Here is a 16,235-nt window from a genome sequence, read left to right on the forward strand (position 1 = left end):
TCCGCCTGGATCGCCACAGGCGTGCTGGCCGGCGCCTTCCTGGGAACCTGGGGCATTTTTACCCTCTCGGACAATAATGTCACGAAGAGCGAGCTGTTCCGCCAGATGCTGGACTGGAACCGCCAGGCGGCCGATGACAGCACGCGCTGGCAAATCGCCGGCAAGGGCTTGCTGGCCAATATCACGCACGTCGTGGCGGTGGGGCAGGGCTACAGCTACCCCGTCAACGAAGCGATCCGCATCCACGTTTTGCAGGGAATTCACTATGGCTATCATCCGGGACAAAAATAAGGCGGCCGCGCTGGCCTTGCTGCTTTCCATGGCCAGCACGGCTGTGCAAGCGGACTGCCTGGGCATGAAGGTGCACGCCCACCGTGGCGCCGGCAATGCGCCGGAAAATTCGCTGAGCGCGCTGCGCAACACGTATTTCGGCACCTGGGACGGTGTCGAGACGGATTTGCAGCTGCTCGGCGACGGCAGCTGGGTGGTGCACCACGATTTGTTGACTGGCAGGGTCGTCGACACGGGCTCGCCCCGTACCGTGAAACAGCTGACGGCCGATGACTGGCGCGCCGCCAGCATGAAAAACCGTGGTGTGGCCACGGCGGAAACGCCGCCGTTCGTCAGCGATGTCGCCGACCTGGCGACAGCGTTCCCGAGTAAAACCCTGAACGCGGAAATCAAGGATGTCGTGTCCTCGTGCGCGCCGATCGCCACCCTGGTGGGGCAGTTGCGCGCGAACATCAAGCACGGCAACTGGTTCTTGACGTCAGGCGTGCCGAACAACCTCGCTTGCGCGCGCCGCGCCGATCCGCAGGGCTATCTGGGCTTGCTCGTGTTCGACGCGCGCAATGCGCAGGCGGCCGGTACGAACCGGGTCAGCCGCTACATCGCGAAAAATGCCCGTCCGCCCAAGCTGGACAAACCGTGGCTGCAGCGCGTGCAGCAGCAGATAGGCATGCCCACGGGCGTGCACGTGGACGCGCGCAGCCTGGACGCCAATCCGAATTTGCTGATGGATGCCGCCAGCCTGAACATGCCCGTCTTCGTGTATGCCGTCGATGGCGACTCGGCCCTGGCCGCCTCGCTGTTGCGCGCCCAGCAGCGCAGCCACCGCCTGCCCAGCGGCGTCATTCTTGACGGTAATCCCGAGACGTTTTGTGCGATGATGAAGTAAGTTTTTTCACTCACCCAGTGCTGCCATGACCATGCCACCATCGACCCCCGCCAACCTTGCCGGCAGCGCCATCGGCGCCATGTTCTTTTCCCTGTTCGGCGGCCTGTGGGTGGCCGGCTGGTGCGTGCAGACGTACGGCGCACACCCCCTGGCGCTGCTGCCGGTGGCCGCAATCACCGTCTTGCTGCTCATGCTGGCGTGGCGCCAGTTCCGGCGCCACCGGGCCGCGCACGCGGCGGCGGAACAATCGCCGCAGGCCAAGCGCACGGGCCGGCTGTTCAATGTCGTCAACGCGGGGCAGTGGATCGCCATCTTCATCGTCGGCAACGTCCTGAAAAACATGGGCTTGCAGGCGTGGTTCATCCCTGCCGTCATTTTGATCGTGGGCCTGCATTTCTTTCCGCTGGCCTGGCTGTTCAAGGCGCGCCGCCACCTGGCCATCGGCATGGCCCTGTGCGTGTGGGCCGTCGGTTATCCGCTGAGCCTGCGCCAGGGCCCCCTCGATCCCGCCGGCTGCCTCGGTGCCGGGCTGATCTTGTGGGTGGCGGCCCTCTCCGCCGTGCGTGCCGGTTTTGCCGTGCAGCAGAACGCCTTGCAGCCCCAGAAATAGCTTTTCCAACGGCCCGCACAGGGCTGTTTTTTGCTCATTTTTTGCGCACCGCAGCATCGATAATGTTTGCATCGCGCGCGCGACTGGCTTATAAATGTAATCGATTACATTTTGTTGAAAAGCGCCATGCCAGCAGCCCTTCCTTCTCCTTTGCCGACAGAAACCGTCTCCATCAGCGCCGTCGCCGCGCATGCGGGCGTGTCGGTGGCCACCGTCTCGCGCGTGATGAACGAGCAGGCGGGGGTGCGGGCGCCCACGCGCGACAAGGTGCTCGCTTCCGTGGCCGCGCTCGGCTACCGCATGAACCATCTGGCGCGCAGCCTGCGCACGGCCGAGAGCCGCATGCTGCTGACCATGGTGCCCGATGTGGGCAACCCGTTTTATGCGCAGATCGTGCGCGGCATCGACACGGTGGCGCGCGAACACGGCTATTTTGTCTTGCTGTGCGACACGGGCGCCGATGCGGGCCGCGAGCGCTCGTATTTCGACTTGCTGCGCATGCACCGCGCCGATGGCGCCATCTGCCTCGACCCGGACACGGTGCAGCATGCCCTGTCGCATGAATCCGTCACCCTGCCGTGGGTGGCGTGCTGCGAGTTCGACCCCGCCGTGGCCGTGCCCTATGTCGGCATCGACAACCACCGGGCCGCCTCCGACGCCGTCGCGCATCTGCTGTCACGCGGCCACACGCGCATCGGCCTGATCAATTCGGATGAGCGCTATCTGTACGCGCGGCAACGCCAGCAAGGCTACCTGGACACCCTGGCGGGGGCCGGCCTGCCCGTGCAGCCGCAGTGGGTGCACACGGTGCAAAGCCTCGATTACGAAGCGGGCACGGCCGCCACCTTGCGGATGATGGCGCAACCCGACGCGCCGACGGCGATCTTTGCCGTGTCCGACACCCTGGCCATTGGCGTGCTGAGCGCGCTGCGCCAGCTGAACAAGCGCGTGCCAGAAGACGTGGCCGTCATCGGCTTCGACGATATTGCCATCGCCGCGCAGATCGCCCCGGGCTTGACCACCATTGCGCAACCGATGCGCGAGCTGGGCGAGACGGCGGCGCGATTATTGCTGCAACGCTTGGCGGACCCGGCTGCCCAGGTGCCGGGCGTGCTGCTGCAACACCAATTAATTCTGCGAGGGAGTGCATAGTGAGCGTTGCCGTCGGTTTCGAGGGGGTTTGCAAGGATTTCGGCCCCGTGCGTGTCTTGCATGGCGTCAGTTTTACCTTGTCGCCGGGGCGCGTGTATGGTTTGCTGGGCGAAAATGGCGCCGGCAAGTCGACCCTGATGAAAATCCTCGCTGGCTATGAAGCCGTCAGCGAAGGGCAGTTGCTGATCGATGGCCAGCCTCAGCGTTTTGCCAGTTCGCGCGCGGCGGAGTCCGCCGGCATCGTGTTGATCCACCAGGAATTCAACCTGGCCGAACACCTGACGGTGGCGCAAAACATGTTTTTGGGCCACGAAAAAACGCGCGGCTGGCTGCTCGACGAGACCGCCATGAAGGAAGAAGCGTCGCGCTACCTGAAACAGGTGGGCCTGGACGTGTCGCCCGACACGAAAATCCGCGACCTGATCGTCGCCGAGAAACAGCTGGTGGAAATCGCCAAGGCCCTGTCGCGCCGCGCCCGCTTTCTGATCATGGATGAACCGACCGCCACCCTGACGTCGTCGGAAACGCAGCGCCTGTTTGCCGTCATGGCCCAGCTGAAAGCGGATGGCGTGACCATCCTCTACATTTCCCACAAGCTCGATGAAGTCGAGCGCAACACGGACGAGGTCATCGTCATGCGCGACGGGCGTTTCGTCACGCGCGAACCGACGGCCAGCCTCACGCGCCAGCAGATGGCGAACCTGATGGTGGGGCGCGAATTGTCGGATATGTTCCCGGTCAAGGTGGCGCTGGCGCCGGACGCGCCCGTGCTCCTGAAAGTCGACGGCTTGTGCGTGCCCGGCTGGTCAAAAGAGCTGTCGTTCGAGGTGCGCGCCGGTGAAGTGCTGGGTTTTGCGGGCCTGGTGGGCGCGGGGCGCACGGAATCGTTCGAGGCGCTGCTGGGCTTGCGTCCGCGCAGCGCGGGGACGATCGAACTCAATGGCCAGCCGGTGGACATCCGTACCCCCAAGCAAGCCATGCAGCACGGCATGACCTACCTGAGCGAAGACCGCAAGGGCAAGGGCTTGCACGTGAACCTGGGCTTGCGCGAAAACCTCACGATGATGACGATGGAGCGCTATGCGCGGCCATGGCTCGATGTGGCCGGGGAAAAAGCGGCGCTGGCCAAGGCCGTTGAGGATTTCAATATCCGCACGGGCGACCTGGACAGCCGCGCGCGCATGCTGTCCGGCGGCAACCAGCAAAAGCTGGCGCTGGCGAAATACCTGCATTCGGACCCGCGGGTCGTCGTGCTCGACGAGCCGAGCCGCGGCGTGGACGTGGGCGCCAAGCGCGACATTTATTTCCTGATACACCGCCTGGCCGCCGAAGGGCGCGCCGTGATCGTGATTTCATCCGAACTGATCGAATTGATTGGCCTGTGCCACCGGGTCGCCGTGATGCGCGCCGGCACCTTGCAAGCCACCCTGTCTGCTGACCACCTGACTGAAGAGGAGTTGATTGCCCATGCAACCGGCACGCACTGATACGAGCGTATCCCCCCTGGCCCAATTTGGCGCGCGCATCAAGGGCTTTGGCCCCGTGCTGGGCCTGCTGGCCCTGTGCATCGCGGGCACCTTGCTCAATGGCGACTTCGCCACCCTGGACAACCTGATGAACGTGCTCACGCGCACGGCCTTCATCGGCATCATCGCCGTCGGCATGACCTTCGTGATTATTTCCGGCGGCATCGATTTATCGGTCGGCTCCATGGCGGCCCTGATTGCCGGCTGCATGATCTATTTCATGAATGCGCTGGCGCAAGGCGCGGGCGGCGACCTGGCGCCGATCACCATGCTGGTGCTGGGCATCGCCATGGCCCTGGTCCTGGGCGCCGGCTTTGGCCTGATGCATGGCTTGTTGATCAGCAAGGGCAATATCGAGCCCTTCATCGTGACCCTGGGCACCTTGGGCATCTTCCGCGCCGTGCTGACGTACCTGGCCGATGGCGGCGCGCTGACCCTGGACGCCACCTTGTCCGAGCTGTACAGCCCCGTCTACTACACGAGCGTGCTGGGCGCGCCGATACCGATCTGGATCTTTTTATTCGTTGCCGCGACCGGCGCCATCATCCTCAACCGCACGACCTTTGGCCGCCACGTGCAGGCGATTGGTTCCAACGAGCAAGTGGCGCGCTATGCGGCCATCAATGTCGATAGAGTCAAGATAGCCACCTACATGCTGCTGGGCGTCTGCGTAGGCATCGCCACGGTGCTGTACGTGCCGCGGCTGGGCTCGGCCACGCCGACGACGGGCTTGCTGTGGGAACTCGAAGCCATCGCCGCCGTTGTTGTCGGCGGCACCGCGCTGAAAGGGGGAGAAGGGCGCATCGTCGGCACCGTGATCGGCGCCATCCTCTTGTCCGTAATCAGCAATATCCTGAATTTGACCAGCATCATCAGTGTCTACCTGAATGCCGCAGTGCAAGGCGTGGTGATCATCGCCGTCGCCTTCCTGCAGCGAGGCCGCAAATAAAAACATGGCGGCGTTCTGAATGGGCAGCCAATGGGCGCCCACAACCTTGGAGGAGAGCAGCATGAAGAGCTTTATACGGGTAGCAGGGATGGCAGTGCTGGTGATGCAGGCGTGGGCGCTGCCGAGTGCGCAGGCTGCCGAGAAATTGGTGGTCGGCGTGGCCATCCCCACGGCCACGCATAGTTTTACCTCGGGCATCGTGTGGTGGGCGAACCAGGCCAAGGCGGAACTTGAGAAAGCCCATCCGGGGCTGAAAATCATCGTCAAGACGGCCGCCACGGCGCCCGAGCAGGCGAACCAGTTGCAGGACATGTTGACGGTGAACAAGATCAACACCCTGGTGATCTTCCCCATCGAATCGGCCTCGCTGACGCAGCCCGTGGCGCAAGTGAAAAACAAGGGCGTCTACGTCACCGTGGTCGACCGTGGCTTGACGAACACGCAGTCGCAGGATGCCTACATCGCCGGCGACAACACGGCGTTCGGCAAGCTGCCGGCCGAGTATCTGGCGAAAAGCCTGAACGGCAAGGGTAATATCGTCGTGCTGCGCGGCATGCCGACCACCCTGGACAACGAGCGCTACGATGCCTTCAGTGCCGTCATGAAGGGCCATCCCGAGATCAAGGTGCTGGACGCCAAGTATGGCAACTGGAACCGCGACGATGCCTTCAAGGTCATGCAGGATTATCTGACCCGCTTCAAGCAGATCGACGCCGTCTGGGCCGCCGATGACGACATGGCCATCGGCGTGCAGAAAGCCATCGCGCAAGCCAAGCGCACGGACATCAAGCAAGTGTTCGGCGGCGCGGGTGCGAAGGGCGCCGTGAAAAAGATCATGGACGGTTCCGACCCGCTGATCGTGGCCGACGTGTCCTACTCGCCCAAGTTCATGTACGACGCCATCAAGCTGACGACGGAAGCGCGCCTGAAAGGTGATAAATTGCCGGCCAACACCATCATCCCATCGGTGCTGATCACGCGCGAGAACGCCAAGCAGTTCTACTTTCCGAACTCGCCTTTTTAAATTCTGGGGTCAGACCCCCTCGCCCGTTAGCAATGACCTTTGCGCTAGCGGCATTGAGGGTCTGCCCCGGCTTTATCTAACAGGACATTGATATGAAAACCATCCAGGGCCCGGCCATTTTCCTGGCCCAGTTTCTCGGCGACGAGCCGCCGTTCGACTCGCTCGAGCACCTGGCGCAATGGGCGGCCGGCCTGGGTTACAAGGGCTTGCAGCTGCCGACGGCGCCGCGCCTGTTCGACCTGGAGCAGGCAGCCGGCAGCCAGCAGTACTGCGACGACGTGAAAGCCCTGCTGGCGCGCCATGGCTTGCAGGTGACGGAATTGTCGACGCATTTGCAGGGCCAGCTGATCGCCGTGCATCCCGCCTACGACGCGCTGTTCGACGGCTTTGCGCCCGAACATGTGCGTGGCGATCCGGCTGCGCGCACGGCCTGGGCCACGCAGCAACTGCTGTGGGCGGCCAGCGCCTCGCAGCGCCTGGGTCTCAGGGCGCACGTGACGTTTTCCGGCGCACTGGCCTGGCCGTATCTGTATCCGTGGCCGCAGCGCCCGGCCGGCCTGGTGGAGACGGCATTTGCCGAACTGGCGAAGCGCTGGCTGCCCATCCTCGACGCGTTTGACGCGGCCGGCGTGGACCTTTGTTATGAACTGCATCCGGGCGAAGATTTGCACGACGGCGTGACCTTCGAGCGCTTTCTGGCCGCCGTCAATGACCACCCGCGCGCGTCGATTCTGTACGACCCCAGCCACTTCGTGCTGCAGCAGCTCGACTACCTTGCCTTCATCGACATCTATCACGCGCGCATCAAGGCCTTCCATGTCAAGGATGCGGAATTCAGGCCGAACGGGCGCCAGGGCGTGTATGGCGGCTATGCCGACTGGCAAGACCGGGCCGGGCGCTTCCGCTCGCTGGGCGACGGGCAAATCGATTTCAAGGCGATCTTTTCCAAGATGGCGCAGTACGATTTTCCGGGCTGGGCCGTGCTGGAATGGGAATGCTGCCTGAAGCATCCCGAGGACGGGGCGGCCGAAGGGGCGCGTTTCATCCGCGAGCACATCATCCATGTGGCTGAACGCGCGTTCGATGATTTCGCGGGCAGCGCTGTCGACCAGGATCAAATTCATCACTTGCTTGGCTTGAAATAAGGAGACGACATGCAGCGACGCTTACGGCTGGGTATGGTAGGGGGCGGGCAGGGCGCATTCATCGGCGCCGTGCACCGTATCGCGGCGCGCATCGACGACCAGTACGAACTGGTGGCGGGCGCCTTGTCGTCCGATCCGGACCGCGCGCGCGACAGCGGCGCCGCGCTGCACCTGGCGCCGGACCGCAGCTATTGCGATTACCGCGCCATGGCGCAGGCGGAGGCCGCCAGGGCGGACGGCATTGAGGCCGTGGCCATCGTCACGCCCAACCATTTGCATGCACCGGTCGCCACGGCGTTCATGGAAGCGGGCATCCATGTGATCTGCGACAAGCCGTTGGGGATTTCCTTGGCGGAAGGGCAGGCGCTGGCGGCGCTGGCGCAACGTAAAAATCTGCTGTTTGCACTCACGCATACCTACAGCGGCTACCCGCTGCTGCGCCACGCGAAAGCGATGGTCGAGGCGGGCGAGATCGGCGAGCTGCGCCTCGTGCAAGTCGAGTATTCGCAGGATTGGCTGGCCGATGCCATCGCGGCGGGCGGCATGAACGAGGGCAACTGGCATAACGACCCGCAGAAAGCTGGCCCGGGCGGCACCCTGCTCGACGTGGGGCTGCACGCGTATCACCTGGCGCAATTTGTCAGCGGATTGACGCCGCAGGCCGTGCTGGCGGAACTGTCGACGTTTGTTCCGAACCGTACCTTGGACGACCACGTGCAGGTGATGCTGCGCTATGCGAATGGGGCGAAGGGTACGTTGTGGGCCAGCCAGGTGGCAACCGGTTGCGAAAACACGGTGCGCCTGCGCCTGTTCGGCAGCAAGGCGCAGCTGGACTTCGACCAGGAACAACCGAACGAATTGTGGTGTACGCCGCAGGGCGGCAACCGCCAGCTGCTGCGTCCGGGACGGGTCGACAGCGCCGCCGCGCGCCACGCCACGCGCGTGCCGGCCGGCCATCCGGAGGGGTATCTGGAAGCGTTTGCCCAGCTGTACCTGGATGCGGCTTTGCGCATTCGCGCGTTGCAATCGGGCTTGCCTGCGCCCAGGGATGCGGGCTGGTTACCGACTGTCACCGATGGCGTGGCGGGCCTGGCCTTTGCGGAAGCCGTGCTGCGCAGCCATGCGGATGGCGCCAGCTGGACGGCCTTGGCAAGCTGACTGTTACACTGGAGCCATGCGCTCCTTTACCATCACTATCGTCCCGCAAGGCTGGCAATTCCCGGCCGAGGCGGGCACGACCATCCTGGCCGCCGCCGAGCTGGCCGGCATCCGCCTGCTCAGTTCCTGCCGCAATGGCACGTGCCGCACGTGTCTGTGCCACATGCCGGCGGGCCAGGTGCGCTACACGGTGGACTGGCCCGGCATCAGCCCCGATGAACGGCTCGACGGCTATATCCTGCCCTGCGTGGCCGTGGCCGAAAGCGACCTCACGGTGCAGGCGCGGGCCGTACGTTCCACTTGAGGTTGCCTTGCGCTGGTGAGAATGTGTGACATTTTTTATAATTTTTCATGTTAAAAGAGTCGATGGGCTTTAAGTCTTGCCATGGTGGCGGATTGGAAAGCTCGAACATGGAAGATACATGACTATAACGATGCAAGGACCATATCGCGCTGCCGCGCTGCCCGCCCTGATGCTGGCGCTGCTGTCCATCGCCGGCTGCGGTGGCGGTGGCGGTGGAATTTTTGGATTCAAAGACCGTCACGTGCTGAAACTGTCTGAAGTGAGCAGCAACTGCAACATGGCGCCCGGTGAAACCTGTTCCGACGTGAGCGTGGTGGTGCGCAGCGATTTGGCCGAGCGTCCGCTGTGGAGCGCTACCGACGCGAACGGTGTGACCGTTTTCCAGATATCGGATCATCAGAAGCTGTCGGACAACAGCTGGCGCATTACCTTCAAGCCCGTACCTGGCCTGGCGCCCGGCACCTACACGGGAAGGATTACGCTGTCCCCCCTGAATGTGTTCGAATTCGAATACAACAATTTGCCTGAAAGCATGCCATACAAGGTGGTGGTGGCGCCACTCAAAGGCAATATGCCGGCCCTGGCCGCGTTGCCCGGTGCGGCAGATTGGGAAGGCACGAATGGCAACGCGGTACACACGGGTCTGGTGCCCGTCGATCTCGATGCCGGCAAATTTTCGCGCCGCTGGACGTGGGAATACGCGGGTGGAGAGAAAGCTTATCGTGTGAGCCCGCCCGTGGCCGCGAATGGTCTCGTCTATTTTTCGCTGGAGCAATCCGCGGCCGATAGCCAGGATGCGAAGAAAATCATCTATACCAATACCTTGATGGCCCTGTCGGAGCACGACAGCGGCGAGCAGTGGCGCACGCCGCAGACGCTCGATGGCGCACTGAGCGCACCTGGCGTGTCGGGCACGCGGCTGGCGATGGCGGGGGTGGCCAGCGTGCATACGTTTGACGCCGTGAGCGGCGTGAAACTGGCCACCGCCACGCAGCCGCAGACGAACGGCATCCTGACGGCGACCTCGCCGTTGACCGCGCCGACCCTGGCTGGCGCCAACGTCTATGTCGGCGGCAATAACGACGTGATCGGCGCGGAGTCGACGACGGCCCGGAATCTATGGTCCACCAGCCTGGGATTGTCGAGGCTGGGCAATGTCGACGAGTGGACGCCTGCCGTGAATGCCAGCACGGTGTACAGCAATACGGCGGGCACCTTGCGCGCGTTCAATCGTGCCGATGGCACGCAGCAATGGAGCGTGGCCGTGCCGGGACAGGTGGTGGCAGGCTTGAGCAGGAGCAGCTTGTATCAGGCACCCGTGCTGGCCGATGCCCACAGCGTGCTGCTGCTGAACCAGCGTCTTTCCATCGGGTATGGGCTCGACAACAGCCTGACCCTGGTCGACACGGACAGCCGCCAGGTACGCTGGAGCGTCAATGGCCAGTTCACCACGCAGCCGGTAGCGGCGCAGGGCGTGTTGTATGTGGGCAATCAGGCCACGGCGTCGCTCGAAGCGCGCAGCCTGGCGACGGGCGCCGTGCTGTGGAGCTGGCCCCTGTCCGCAGTCAAGGAAGAACGCTTTGGCGGCGACCTGATCGTTACCAACAAGCTGCTGTTTGTTGCCGGCCAGAAGGGGACGTATGCGCTGGACCTGGCCAGTCAGAAATCCGTCTGGTCTTTCCGGCTTACCGGCAAGCTGGCGTTGTCGCGCAATGGCGTGCTCTACATTCGTTCTGTGAGCGACAACGGCAACGCCATGTCGCGGGTGACGGCCATCAACCTGCAGTAGCGGTTTGCCGCACGGCGGCTAGGGCTTGCCCGGGCTCTTGAGCCGCTGCAGCAGCGCATCCACGCTGTCGCTGACGGGCAAGCCGTGGCGGCGCAGCAGCTGCACGTGCAAGACGAGGTTTTCCAGCACCAGCTTGGCCGCCACGGCCAGCAAGGCCAGATTGCGGTCTTCCGGGCTGAAACTTTCCATGGCGTCGGCCATCTCGCACAGGTGGTTGGCGATCAGTCCGCGCAATTCCTGCTCGTTGAAGGGAAGGTCGGCAAAGTCGATGGGATCGGCCACCTCCACTTCCTGCATCAGCACCGCTAGTTCTTCCGGGGTAATTGTCATGCCTGGCCTCCTTGTGTGCTTGCCGCTATTTTAATTGTATTGGCCGCAAAGCGGACTAGAATGAGTCGAGGCCGACGACGTCGAAGGGCAGCATGGCGCATCTGCATTTTACGCAACAACTGGCACGCTACCTCGACGTTCCCACGGTGGACGTCGATGCACCACGCCTGCGCGCCGCCCTCGATGCCGCGTTTGCGCAGCAGCCGCGCCTGCGCGGTTATGTGCTCGACGAGCAGGGCGCGCTGCGCCCGAACGTGGTGATCTTCATCGACGGGGTACGCTGCCGCGAGCGCCGCGTGCTCGATGACGCCTTGCGGCCCGACAGCCAGGTCTATATCTTGCAGGCACTTTCCGGAGGTTGACGCCATGACAGCAGTCCCGCAACGCGCTTATCTCGGCACCCGCAAGGGGCTGTTCCAGTTCGATGTCGATGCGGCCGGTGCCTCGCAGCTGGCGCTGGTGCAGTTCGCCGGCGATCCCGTCTCCATGCTGCTGCACGATGGCCGCGACGGCGCCGTGTACGCGGCCCTGAACCTGGGGCACTTCGGCGCGAAGCTGCACCGCCTCGATGCGGGCGCCAGCGCGTGGCAGGAAGTCGCCGTGCCCGCCTATCCCGCCAAGCCGGAAGACAGCACGGATAGCGTGGACTGGACTCTGCGGCAGATCTGGTCGCTGGCGGCCGGCGGCGCGGACCAGCCCGGCGTGCTGTGGGCGGGCACCCTTCCTGGCGGGCTGTTCCGTTCAAGCGACCGCGGCGACAGCTGGCAGCTGGTGGAATCGTTGTGGAACGTGCCGCAGCGGGCGCAGTGGTTTGGCGGTGGCTATGACGTGCCCGGCATCCACAGCATCTGCGTCGACCCGCGCGACAGCAACAAAGTGCTGGTCGGCGTGTCCTGCGGCGGCGTGTGGCAAACGCTCGATGGCGGCGCCAGCTGGGCCTTGAGCGCGACGGGCATGCGGGCCGACTACATGCCGCCCGAGCTCGATGAAAACGAAGCCGTGCAAGACCCGCACCGCATCGTGCGCAGCGCCGGCGCGCCGGACGCGCTGTGGTGCCAGCACCATAACGGCATCTGGCGCTCGGACGATGCCGGCTGGCACTGGCAGGAAGTGACGACGGCGCCGCTGTCGCATTTCGGCTTTGCCGTGGCCGTGCATCCGCGCGATGGCGGCACGGCCTGGTTCGTGCCGGCGCAGGCGGATGCGCTACGCATTCCCATCGACGGCGCGCTGGCCGTCACGCGCACGCGCGATGGCGGGAAAACCTTCGAAGTGTTGCGCGCGGGATTGCCGCAGCAGCATTGCTACGACCTCATCTACCGCCACGGGATGGCGCTGGCCGACGATGGGCGCAGTTTATTGATGGCGTCGACGACGGGCGGCGCCTGGTATTCGGGCGACGAGGGCGAGTATTGGCAGACCCTCTCTGCTCACTTGCCGCCCGTTTATGCCGTCTGTTTTGCCACGCCGTAGTAGCACAGGAAGATATCGACGGCCAGTTCCGTCACTTCGCGCCGGCGTGCCGGGCCCAGCAGGGGCTCACCCATGGTGATCTGCGGCCAGAAGGCAAAGGTTTTTAAAGGCGACATCAGCAGGTGCGCCACTTGCACTGTCTCGCCCGCCTTGATGCGCCCGTCTTGCTGCGCCGCGCGGATCCAGATATTCAGGCCCGTTTCCTTCTCATTCAGGCGCGCCACCATGGCTTGCGCCCGCTCGGGCGAATGGATGGTTTCGCCAAAGATCACGCGCGCCAGGTCGATGAAGGCCGCGTCGGACAGTAATTCCATTTTCTGCTCGACCAGGGCCAGCACTTGCGGGCGCAGGGGCTGGTCGGCAACATAGGGCACGGCTGGCTGAGCCATGCTGCTTTCCCACATGCGCTGCAGGATTTCCGCGAACAACTCGTCCTTGCTGGGGAAATGGTTGTACACGGTGCGCTTGGAAACGGCGGCCGTGGCAGCGATCCTGTCCATGCTGGTCGCATCAAAACCGTGATCGCGGAACTCGGCGATGGCGGCATCGACGATGGCGACGCGCTTGCGGTCGGTGAGGCGTTGCGGTGCGGCCATGGCTGAAAATCTCCTTTGAAAACAATATTTTACACCTCCTGGTTTACTTTGCCAGAAATAGGAACTACACTGTGTAGTGTAATTTAATCCTTGTTAATTCCTTGCCGGGCCATATATGCACTTGCACCGAGCCGCACGTCGTCTCTTCTTTCTGGGAGTCCTGATCATCATGAGTTCTTGCACCTTGCGCGCCGCGCCTGTCGCGCCCGCTGAATCACCCCAACGCCACGAAGGCAAGTTCCGTAATCCCGTGGAAATGTACAAGCTGGGCACGACCGCGACGCTCAAGCTGCTGTGGACATTCGTCTTTGACAAGCCGGACAGCACCGTGCCGGCCGCTACCGTGCCCGTGCAAGCCTTGACCCGGGCGCAACTGCTGGCCGCGCCTGACAACAGCCTGTTTCGCCTCGGGCATTCGACCCTGCTGCTGAAACTGAACAATGAATTCTTCCTCACCGACCCCGTGTTTTCCGAGCGCGCCTCGCCGGTGCAGTGGGCGGGACCGAAACGTTTCCACCAGCCGCCCATCAGCATCGCTGACTTGCCGCCGATCAAGGCCATTATCCTGTCGCACAACCATTACGACCACCTCGACTATGCCGCCGTACTGCAACTGGCCGCCAAGACGGAACACTTCGTCGCGCCGCTGGGCGTGGGCGATACTCTCGTCGAATGGGGCGTGCCGAAGGAAAAGGTGCAGCAGTTCGACTGGTGGCAAGGCACGACGATTGCCGGCGTGAAATTGGTGGCCACGCCATCGCAGCATTTTTCGGGGCGCGGCTTGTTTGACAGCAATCAAACCCTGTGGGCGTCGTGGGTTATCGACGCACCGGACGTGCGCGTGTTTTTCAGCGGCGACTCCGGCTATTTCGACGGCTTCAAGCAGATCGGCGACAAATTCGGCCCCTTCGACGTGACCATGATCGAAACGGGCGCCTACGACAAGCTGTGGCCGGACGTGCACATGCAGCCGGAAGAAACCCTGCAAGCCCACCTGGACTTGCGCGGCAAGTGGCTCATGCCCGTGCACAACGGCACCTTTGACCTGGGGTTGCACGCGTGGCATGAACCGTTCGACCGCATCACGGGGCTGGCAGCCAAGCAGGGCGTGAACCTGGCCACGCCGCAGATGGGCGAGGCGGTCGACCTGGCGCAGCCGAAGAAGGGTGAAAAATGGTGGCTGGCGATGCTGGAAGAGGAGATGGTGCGGTAATTTACGCCATTACGTCGATCAGGCGTCCCAGGGTCTGGCCATAGCCGTTCAGCTGGGGCGTGCTTTTCGGTGCGACGGGGATGGCTTGCTGCGGCACGGCCACCTTGATCGCCTGGTCCAGCTGCGGCGCCTTGACAGCGGCCGGGGCGTCGGCCTGCGCTTGCTGGCTGCTGCGTTGCGTCTGGCTCAGCGATTCCTGTTCCCGCGCCAGCAGCTGGCGGCTTTGCGCCAGCTGTTCGCTGTCGCGCTGTACCTGGTTCCGGCCTTGTTCAACCCTGCGCTGCGCCGTGGCCAGCGAGGCTTGCAAGTTGTTGACGGACGTTAGCGTGACCACATTGTTCACCTTTGAAAGTATGTCCAGGCGTACAGGAAAGAAAAGGGTCCGGGCCGAAGTGCTGCACCAGACGCAACATGCCCGACGGTAACCTTTACCTGAATCAAGAGTAGGACAAATTCTCGCACAGTTCCAGTCAATTATGTTTTCTTGATAATGCTATCGCGCGCGCCCTGTGTTGCCGAAGCGGCATGCCGAAGGGGAGGGCATGATTGTCGAAGTGAGCACATGCTGTCGCCTCCGCGCATTGTTTATCAGCCATCGGTGACGCCGTGCCGTAGAGAGGCACGAGTGCTCACATTTAAAACGTTGCTTTTTAGATAGTCAATGTATTGTTGTTTTTATACCATGTCTGCGCCCGCTAATGCGCGGCCTGTTTGGCGCTCTGGGCTATAATGGACGGTCAGAGTTGGTTTCTTTTGCCATACAGACAGGTAGTTAACATGAATCTCAAGAGCCTCGCGATTGCCCTCGGCATGTCGAAAACGACAGTCAGCAGGGCGTTGAACGGCTATCCGGAAGTCAATTCCCGCACCCGTGAAATCGTCCTGGCCGCCGCCAAGAAAGTCGGCTACCGGCCCAACCCGCTCGCGCGCAGCCTGGCCGTCGGCCGCACCAATGTGCTGGGCATGATCTATCCCCTGCTGCCCAGCGACCTGGGCGACAGCGTCTTTCTTTCCGTGGTCAATGGCATGTCCGACGCCGTCGAAGCGTCGAAGATGAGTTTGATCATCGCCCCCGTGTCGCCGCAGAACGAACAGCCTTCGTATGAAAACATGGTGCGCGGACGCCAGGTCGATGGCCTGGTGGTGGGCCGCACCAAGGTGGTCGACGAGCGCATCGCCTACCTGACGAAAGTGGGCTTTCCCTTTGTCGCGAATGGCCGCACGCGCATCGACGCGCCGTACGCCTATTTTGATTACGACAACGACACGGGTATCGACCTGGCCGTGTCTTTCCTGGCGGCACACGGCCACCAGCGCATCGCACTGCTGAGCGCACCGCTGGATCTGCATTTTGCTTATGAGCGCAAGGAAAGCTTTATCCGCTGCATGGCACAAGCAGGCTTGCCGCTGGACCCGCACTATCTGCTCGACAATACTTTTGATCGCCGCAGCGGCTACCAGGCCATGCAGCAGTTGCTGGCCTGTTCGCCCCGTCCCACGGCCGTTATCGTCGACAACCATCTGTCCGGCGTGGGCGTGGTGCGCGCGCTGATGGATGCGGGCATCGAGATCGGCAAGGAAATCTCCGTCATCGTCTGGGGTAATGTGGAAGACACCTTGATCGGCATCAACGTCACCACCATCGACCAGCCCGACCTGCGCCGCGCCGGCGCCAAGATGGTTGAAATGTTGCAATCCTTGCTGGCCGGCACGCCGCCGGAGCGGCTGCAGGAAATTTGGCAGCCGGTGTTGTTGCCGGGGGCCACCGTGGGACGTTGCCCGGATTGAC

Annotated in this window: 17 protein-coding genes and 1 pseudogene; 15 read left to right on the top strand and 3 right to left on the bottom strand. The window is 63.2% G+C overall.

All coding sequences use genetic code 11. From position 1 onward, the window contains the following. The 11 genes and pseudogenes from VM94_RS28445 to VM94_RS02060 all read left to right on the top strand — a co-directional run. A pseudogene (locus VM94_RS28445) lies at positions 1–291 on the top strand (hypothetical protein); the annotation flags it as partial. Then, the gene (locus VM94_RS02015) at positions 266–1,177 is read left to right on the top strand and encodes a glycerophosphodiester phosphodiesterase (protein WP_046682069.1); all 912 of its coding nucleotides are present in this window, start codon (positions 266–268) and stop codon (positions 1,175–1,177) included. The pseudogene VM94_RS28445 and the gene VM94_RS02015, both read left to right, overlap by 26 nt. A gap of 31 nt (positions 1,178–1,208) precedes the next feature. After that, positions 1,209–1,787 carry a DUF7010 family protein gene (locus VM94_RS02020; RefSeq protein WP_138828945.1) on the top strand — a complete coding sequence of 193 codons (579 nt, stop codon included), beginning with the start codon at positions 1,209–1,211 and terminating at the stop codon, positions 1,785–1,787. Between the two features lie 126 nt (positions 1,788–1,913). Next, positions 1,914–2,939, top strand: a complete 1,026-nt coding sequence (locus VM94_RS02025; protein WP_082127505.1) for a LacI family DNA-binding transcriptional regulator — start codon at positions 1,914–1,916, stop codon at positions 2,937–2,939. Then, entirely contained in the window at positions 2,939–4,426 is a 1,488-nt protein-coding gene (locus tag VM94_RS02030; protein WP_046681944.1) for a sugar ABC transporter ATP-binding protein, read from the top strand. The genes VM94_RS02025 and VM94_RS02030 overlap by 1 nt, the downstream gene beginning before the upstream one ends. Then, a complete protein-coding gene (locus VM94_RS02035) occupies positions 4,407–5,414 on the top strand; it encodes an ABC transporter permease (protein WP_046681945.1) in 1,008 nt (335 codons plus the stop codon). The genes VM94_RS02030 and VM94_RS02035 overlap by 20 nt, the downstream gene beginning before the upstream one ends. An 88-nt stretch (positions 5,415–5,502) precedes the next feature. After that, on the top strand, positions 5,503–6,438 hold the full coding sequence (locus tag VM94_RS02040) for a substrate-binding domain-containing protein (protein ID WP_235194259.1): 936 nt from the start codon (positions 5,503–5,505) through the stop codon (positions 6,436–6,438). Positions 6,439–6,530: 92 nt separating this feature from the next. After that, positions 6,531–7,583: a sugar phosphate isomerase/epimerase family protein gene (locus VM94_RS02045; RefSeq protein WP_046681946.1), complete on the top strand. Its 1,053-nt coding sequence runs from the start codon at positions 6,531–6,533 to the stop codon at positions 7,581–7,583. A gap of 9 nt (positions 7,584–7,592) precedes the next feature. Further along, the gene (locus VM94_RS02050) at positions 7,593–8,741 is read left to right on the top strand and encodes a Gfo/Idh/MocA family protein (RefSeq protein WP_046681947.1); all 1,149 of its coding nucleotides are present in this window, start codon (positions 7,593–7,595) and stop codon (positions 8,739–8,741) included. 16 nt (positions 8,742–8,757) lie between these two features. Beyond that, positions 8,758–9,045 (top strand): 2Fe-2S iron-sulfur cluster-binding protein, encoded by a 288-nt coding sequence (locus VM94_RS02055; RefSeq protein WP_046681948.1) that lies wholly within the window; start codon positions 8,758–8,760, stop codon positions 9,043–9,045. A gap of 118 nt (positions 9,046–9,163) precedes the next feature. After that, complete coding sequence (locus VM94_RS02060) at positions 9,164–10,834, top strand: outer membrane protein assembly factor BamB family protein (RefSeq protein WP_082127506.1); 1,671 nt, start codon at positions 9,164–9,166, stop codon at positions 10,832–10,834. 18 nt (positions 10,835–10,852) lie between these two features. Here the strand turns inward: VM94_RS02060 and VM94_RS02065 are convergent, their stop codons facing one another. Continuing rightward, positions 10,853–11,164 (bottom strand): hypothetical protein, encoded by a 312-nt coding sequence (locus VM94_RS02065; protein WP_046681950.1) that lies wholly within the window; start codon positions 11,162–11,164, stop codon positions 10,853–10,855. Between the two features lie 92 nt (positions 11,165–11,256). Between VM94_RS02065 and VM94_RS02070 the strand changes: the two genes are divergently transcribed. Then, entirely contained in the window at positions 11,257–11,526 is a 270-nt protein-coding gene (locus VM94_RS02070) for a MoaD/ThiS family protein (protein ID WP_046681951.1), read from the top strand. A gap of 4 nt (positions 11,527–11,530) precedes the next feature. Next, positions 11,531–12,637, top strand: a complete 1,107-nt coding sequence (locus tag VM94_RS02075; protein ID WP_046681952.1) for a WD40/YVTN/BNR-like repeat-containing protein — start codon at positions 11,531–11,533, stop codon at positions 12,635–12,637. Here VM94_RS02075 and VM94_RS02080 read toward each other — a convergent pair. Next, the gene (locus VM94_RS02080; protein WP_046681953.1) at positions 12,610–13,233 is read right to left on the bottom strand and encodes a TetR/AcrR family transcriptional regulator; all 624 of its coding nucleotides are present in this window, start codon (positions 13,231–13,233) and stop codon (positions 12,610–12,612) included. The two genes, VM94_RS02075 and VM94_RS02080, sit on opposite strands and share 28 nt — an antisense overlap. 169 nt (positions 13,234–13,402) lie before the next feature. On the opposite strand from VM94_RS02080, the gene VM94_RS02085 reads away from it, so the two are divergent. Beyond that, positions 13,403–14,446, top strand: a complete 1,044-nt coding sequence (locus tag VM94_RS02085) for an MBL fold metallo-hydrolase (RefSeq protein ID WP_046681954.1) — start codon at positions 13,403–13,405, stop codon at positions 14,444–14,446. 1 nt (position 14,447) lies between these two features. Here VM94_RS02085 and VM94_RS02090 read toward each other — a convergent pair whose 3' ends face one another. After that, positions 14,448–14,780 (bottom strand): hypothetical protein, encoded by a 333-nt coding sequence (locus tag VM94_RS02090; RefSeq protein ID WP_046682072.1) that lies wholly within the window; start codon positions 14,778–14,780, stop codon positions 14,448–14,450. Positions 14,781–15,223: 443 nt separating this feature from the next. Here VM94_RS02090 and VM94_RS02095 point away from each other — a divergent pair, with 443 nt between their 5' ends. Further along, positions 15,224–16,234, top strand: coding sequence for a substrate-binding domain-containing protein (locus VM94_RS02095; protein ID WP_046681955.1), 1,011 nt, complete (start codon positions 15,224–15,226; stop codon positions 16,232–16,234). The last annotated feature ends 1 nt before the right edge of the window (position 16,235 follow it).

The sequence above is a fragment of the Janthinobacterium sp. KBS0711 genome (genome assembly GCF_000988085.1).
GTDB classification, from domain to species: Bacteria; Pseudomonadota; Gammaproteobacteria; order Burkholderiales; family Burkholderiaceae_D; genus Janthinobacterium; species Janthinobacterium lividum_E.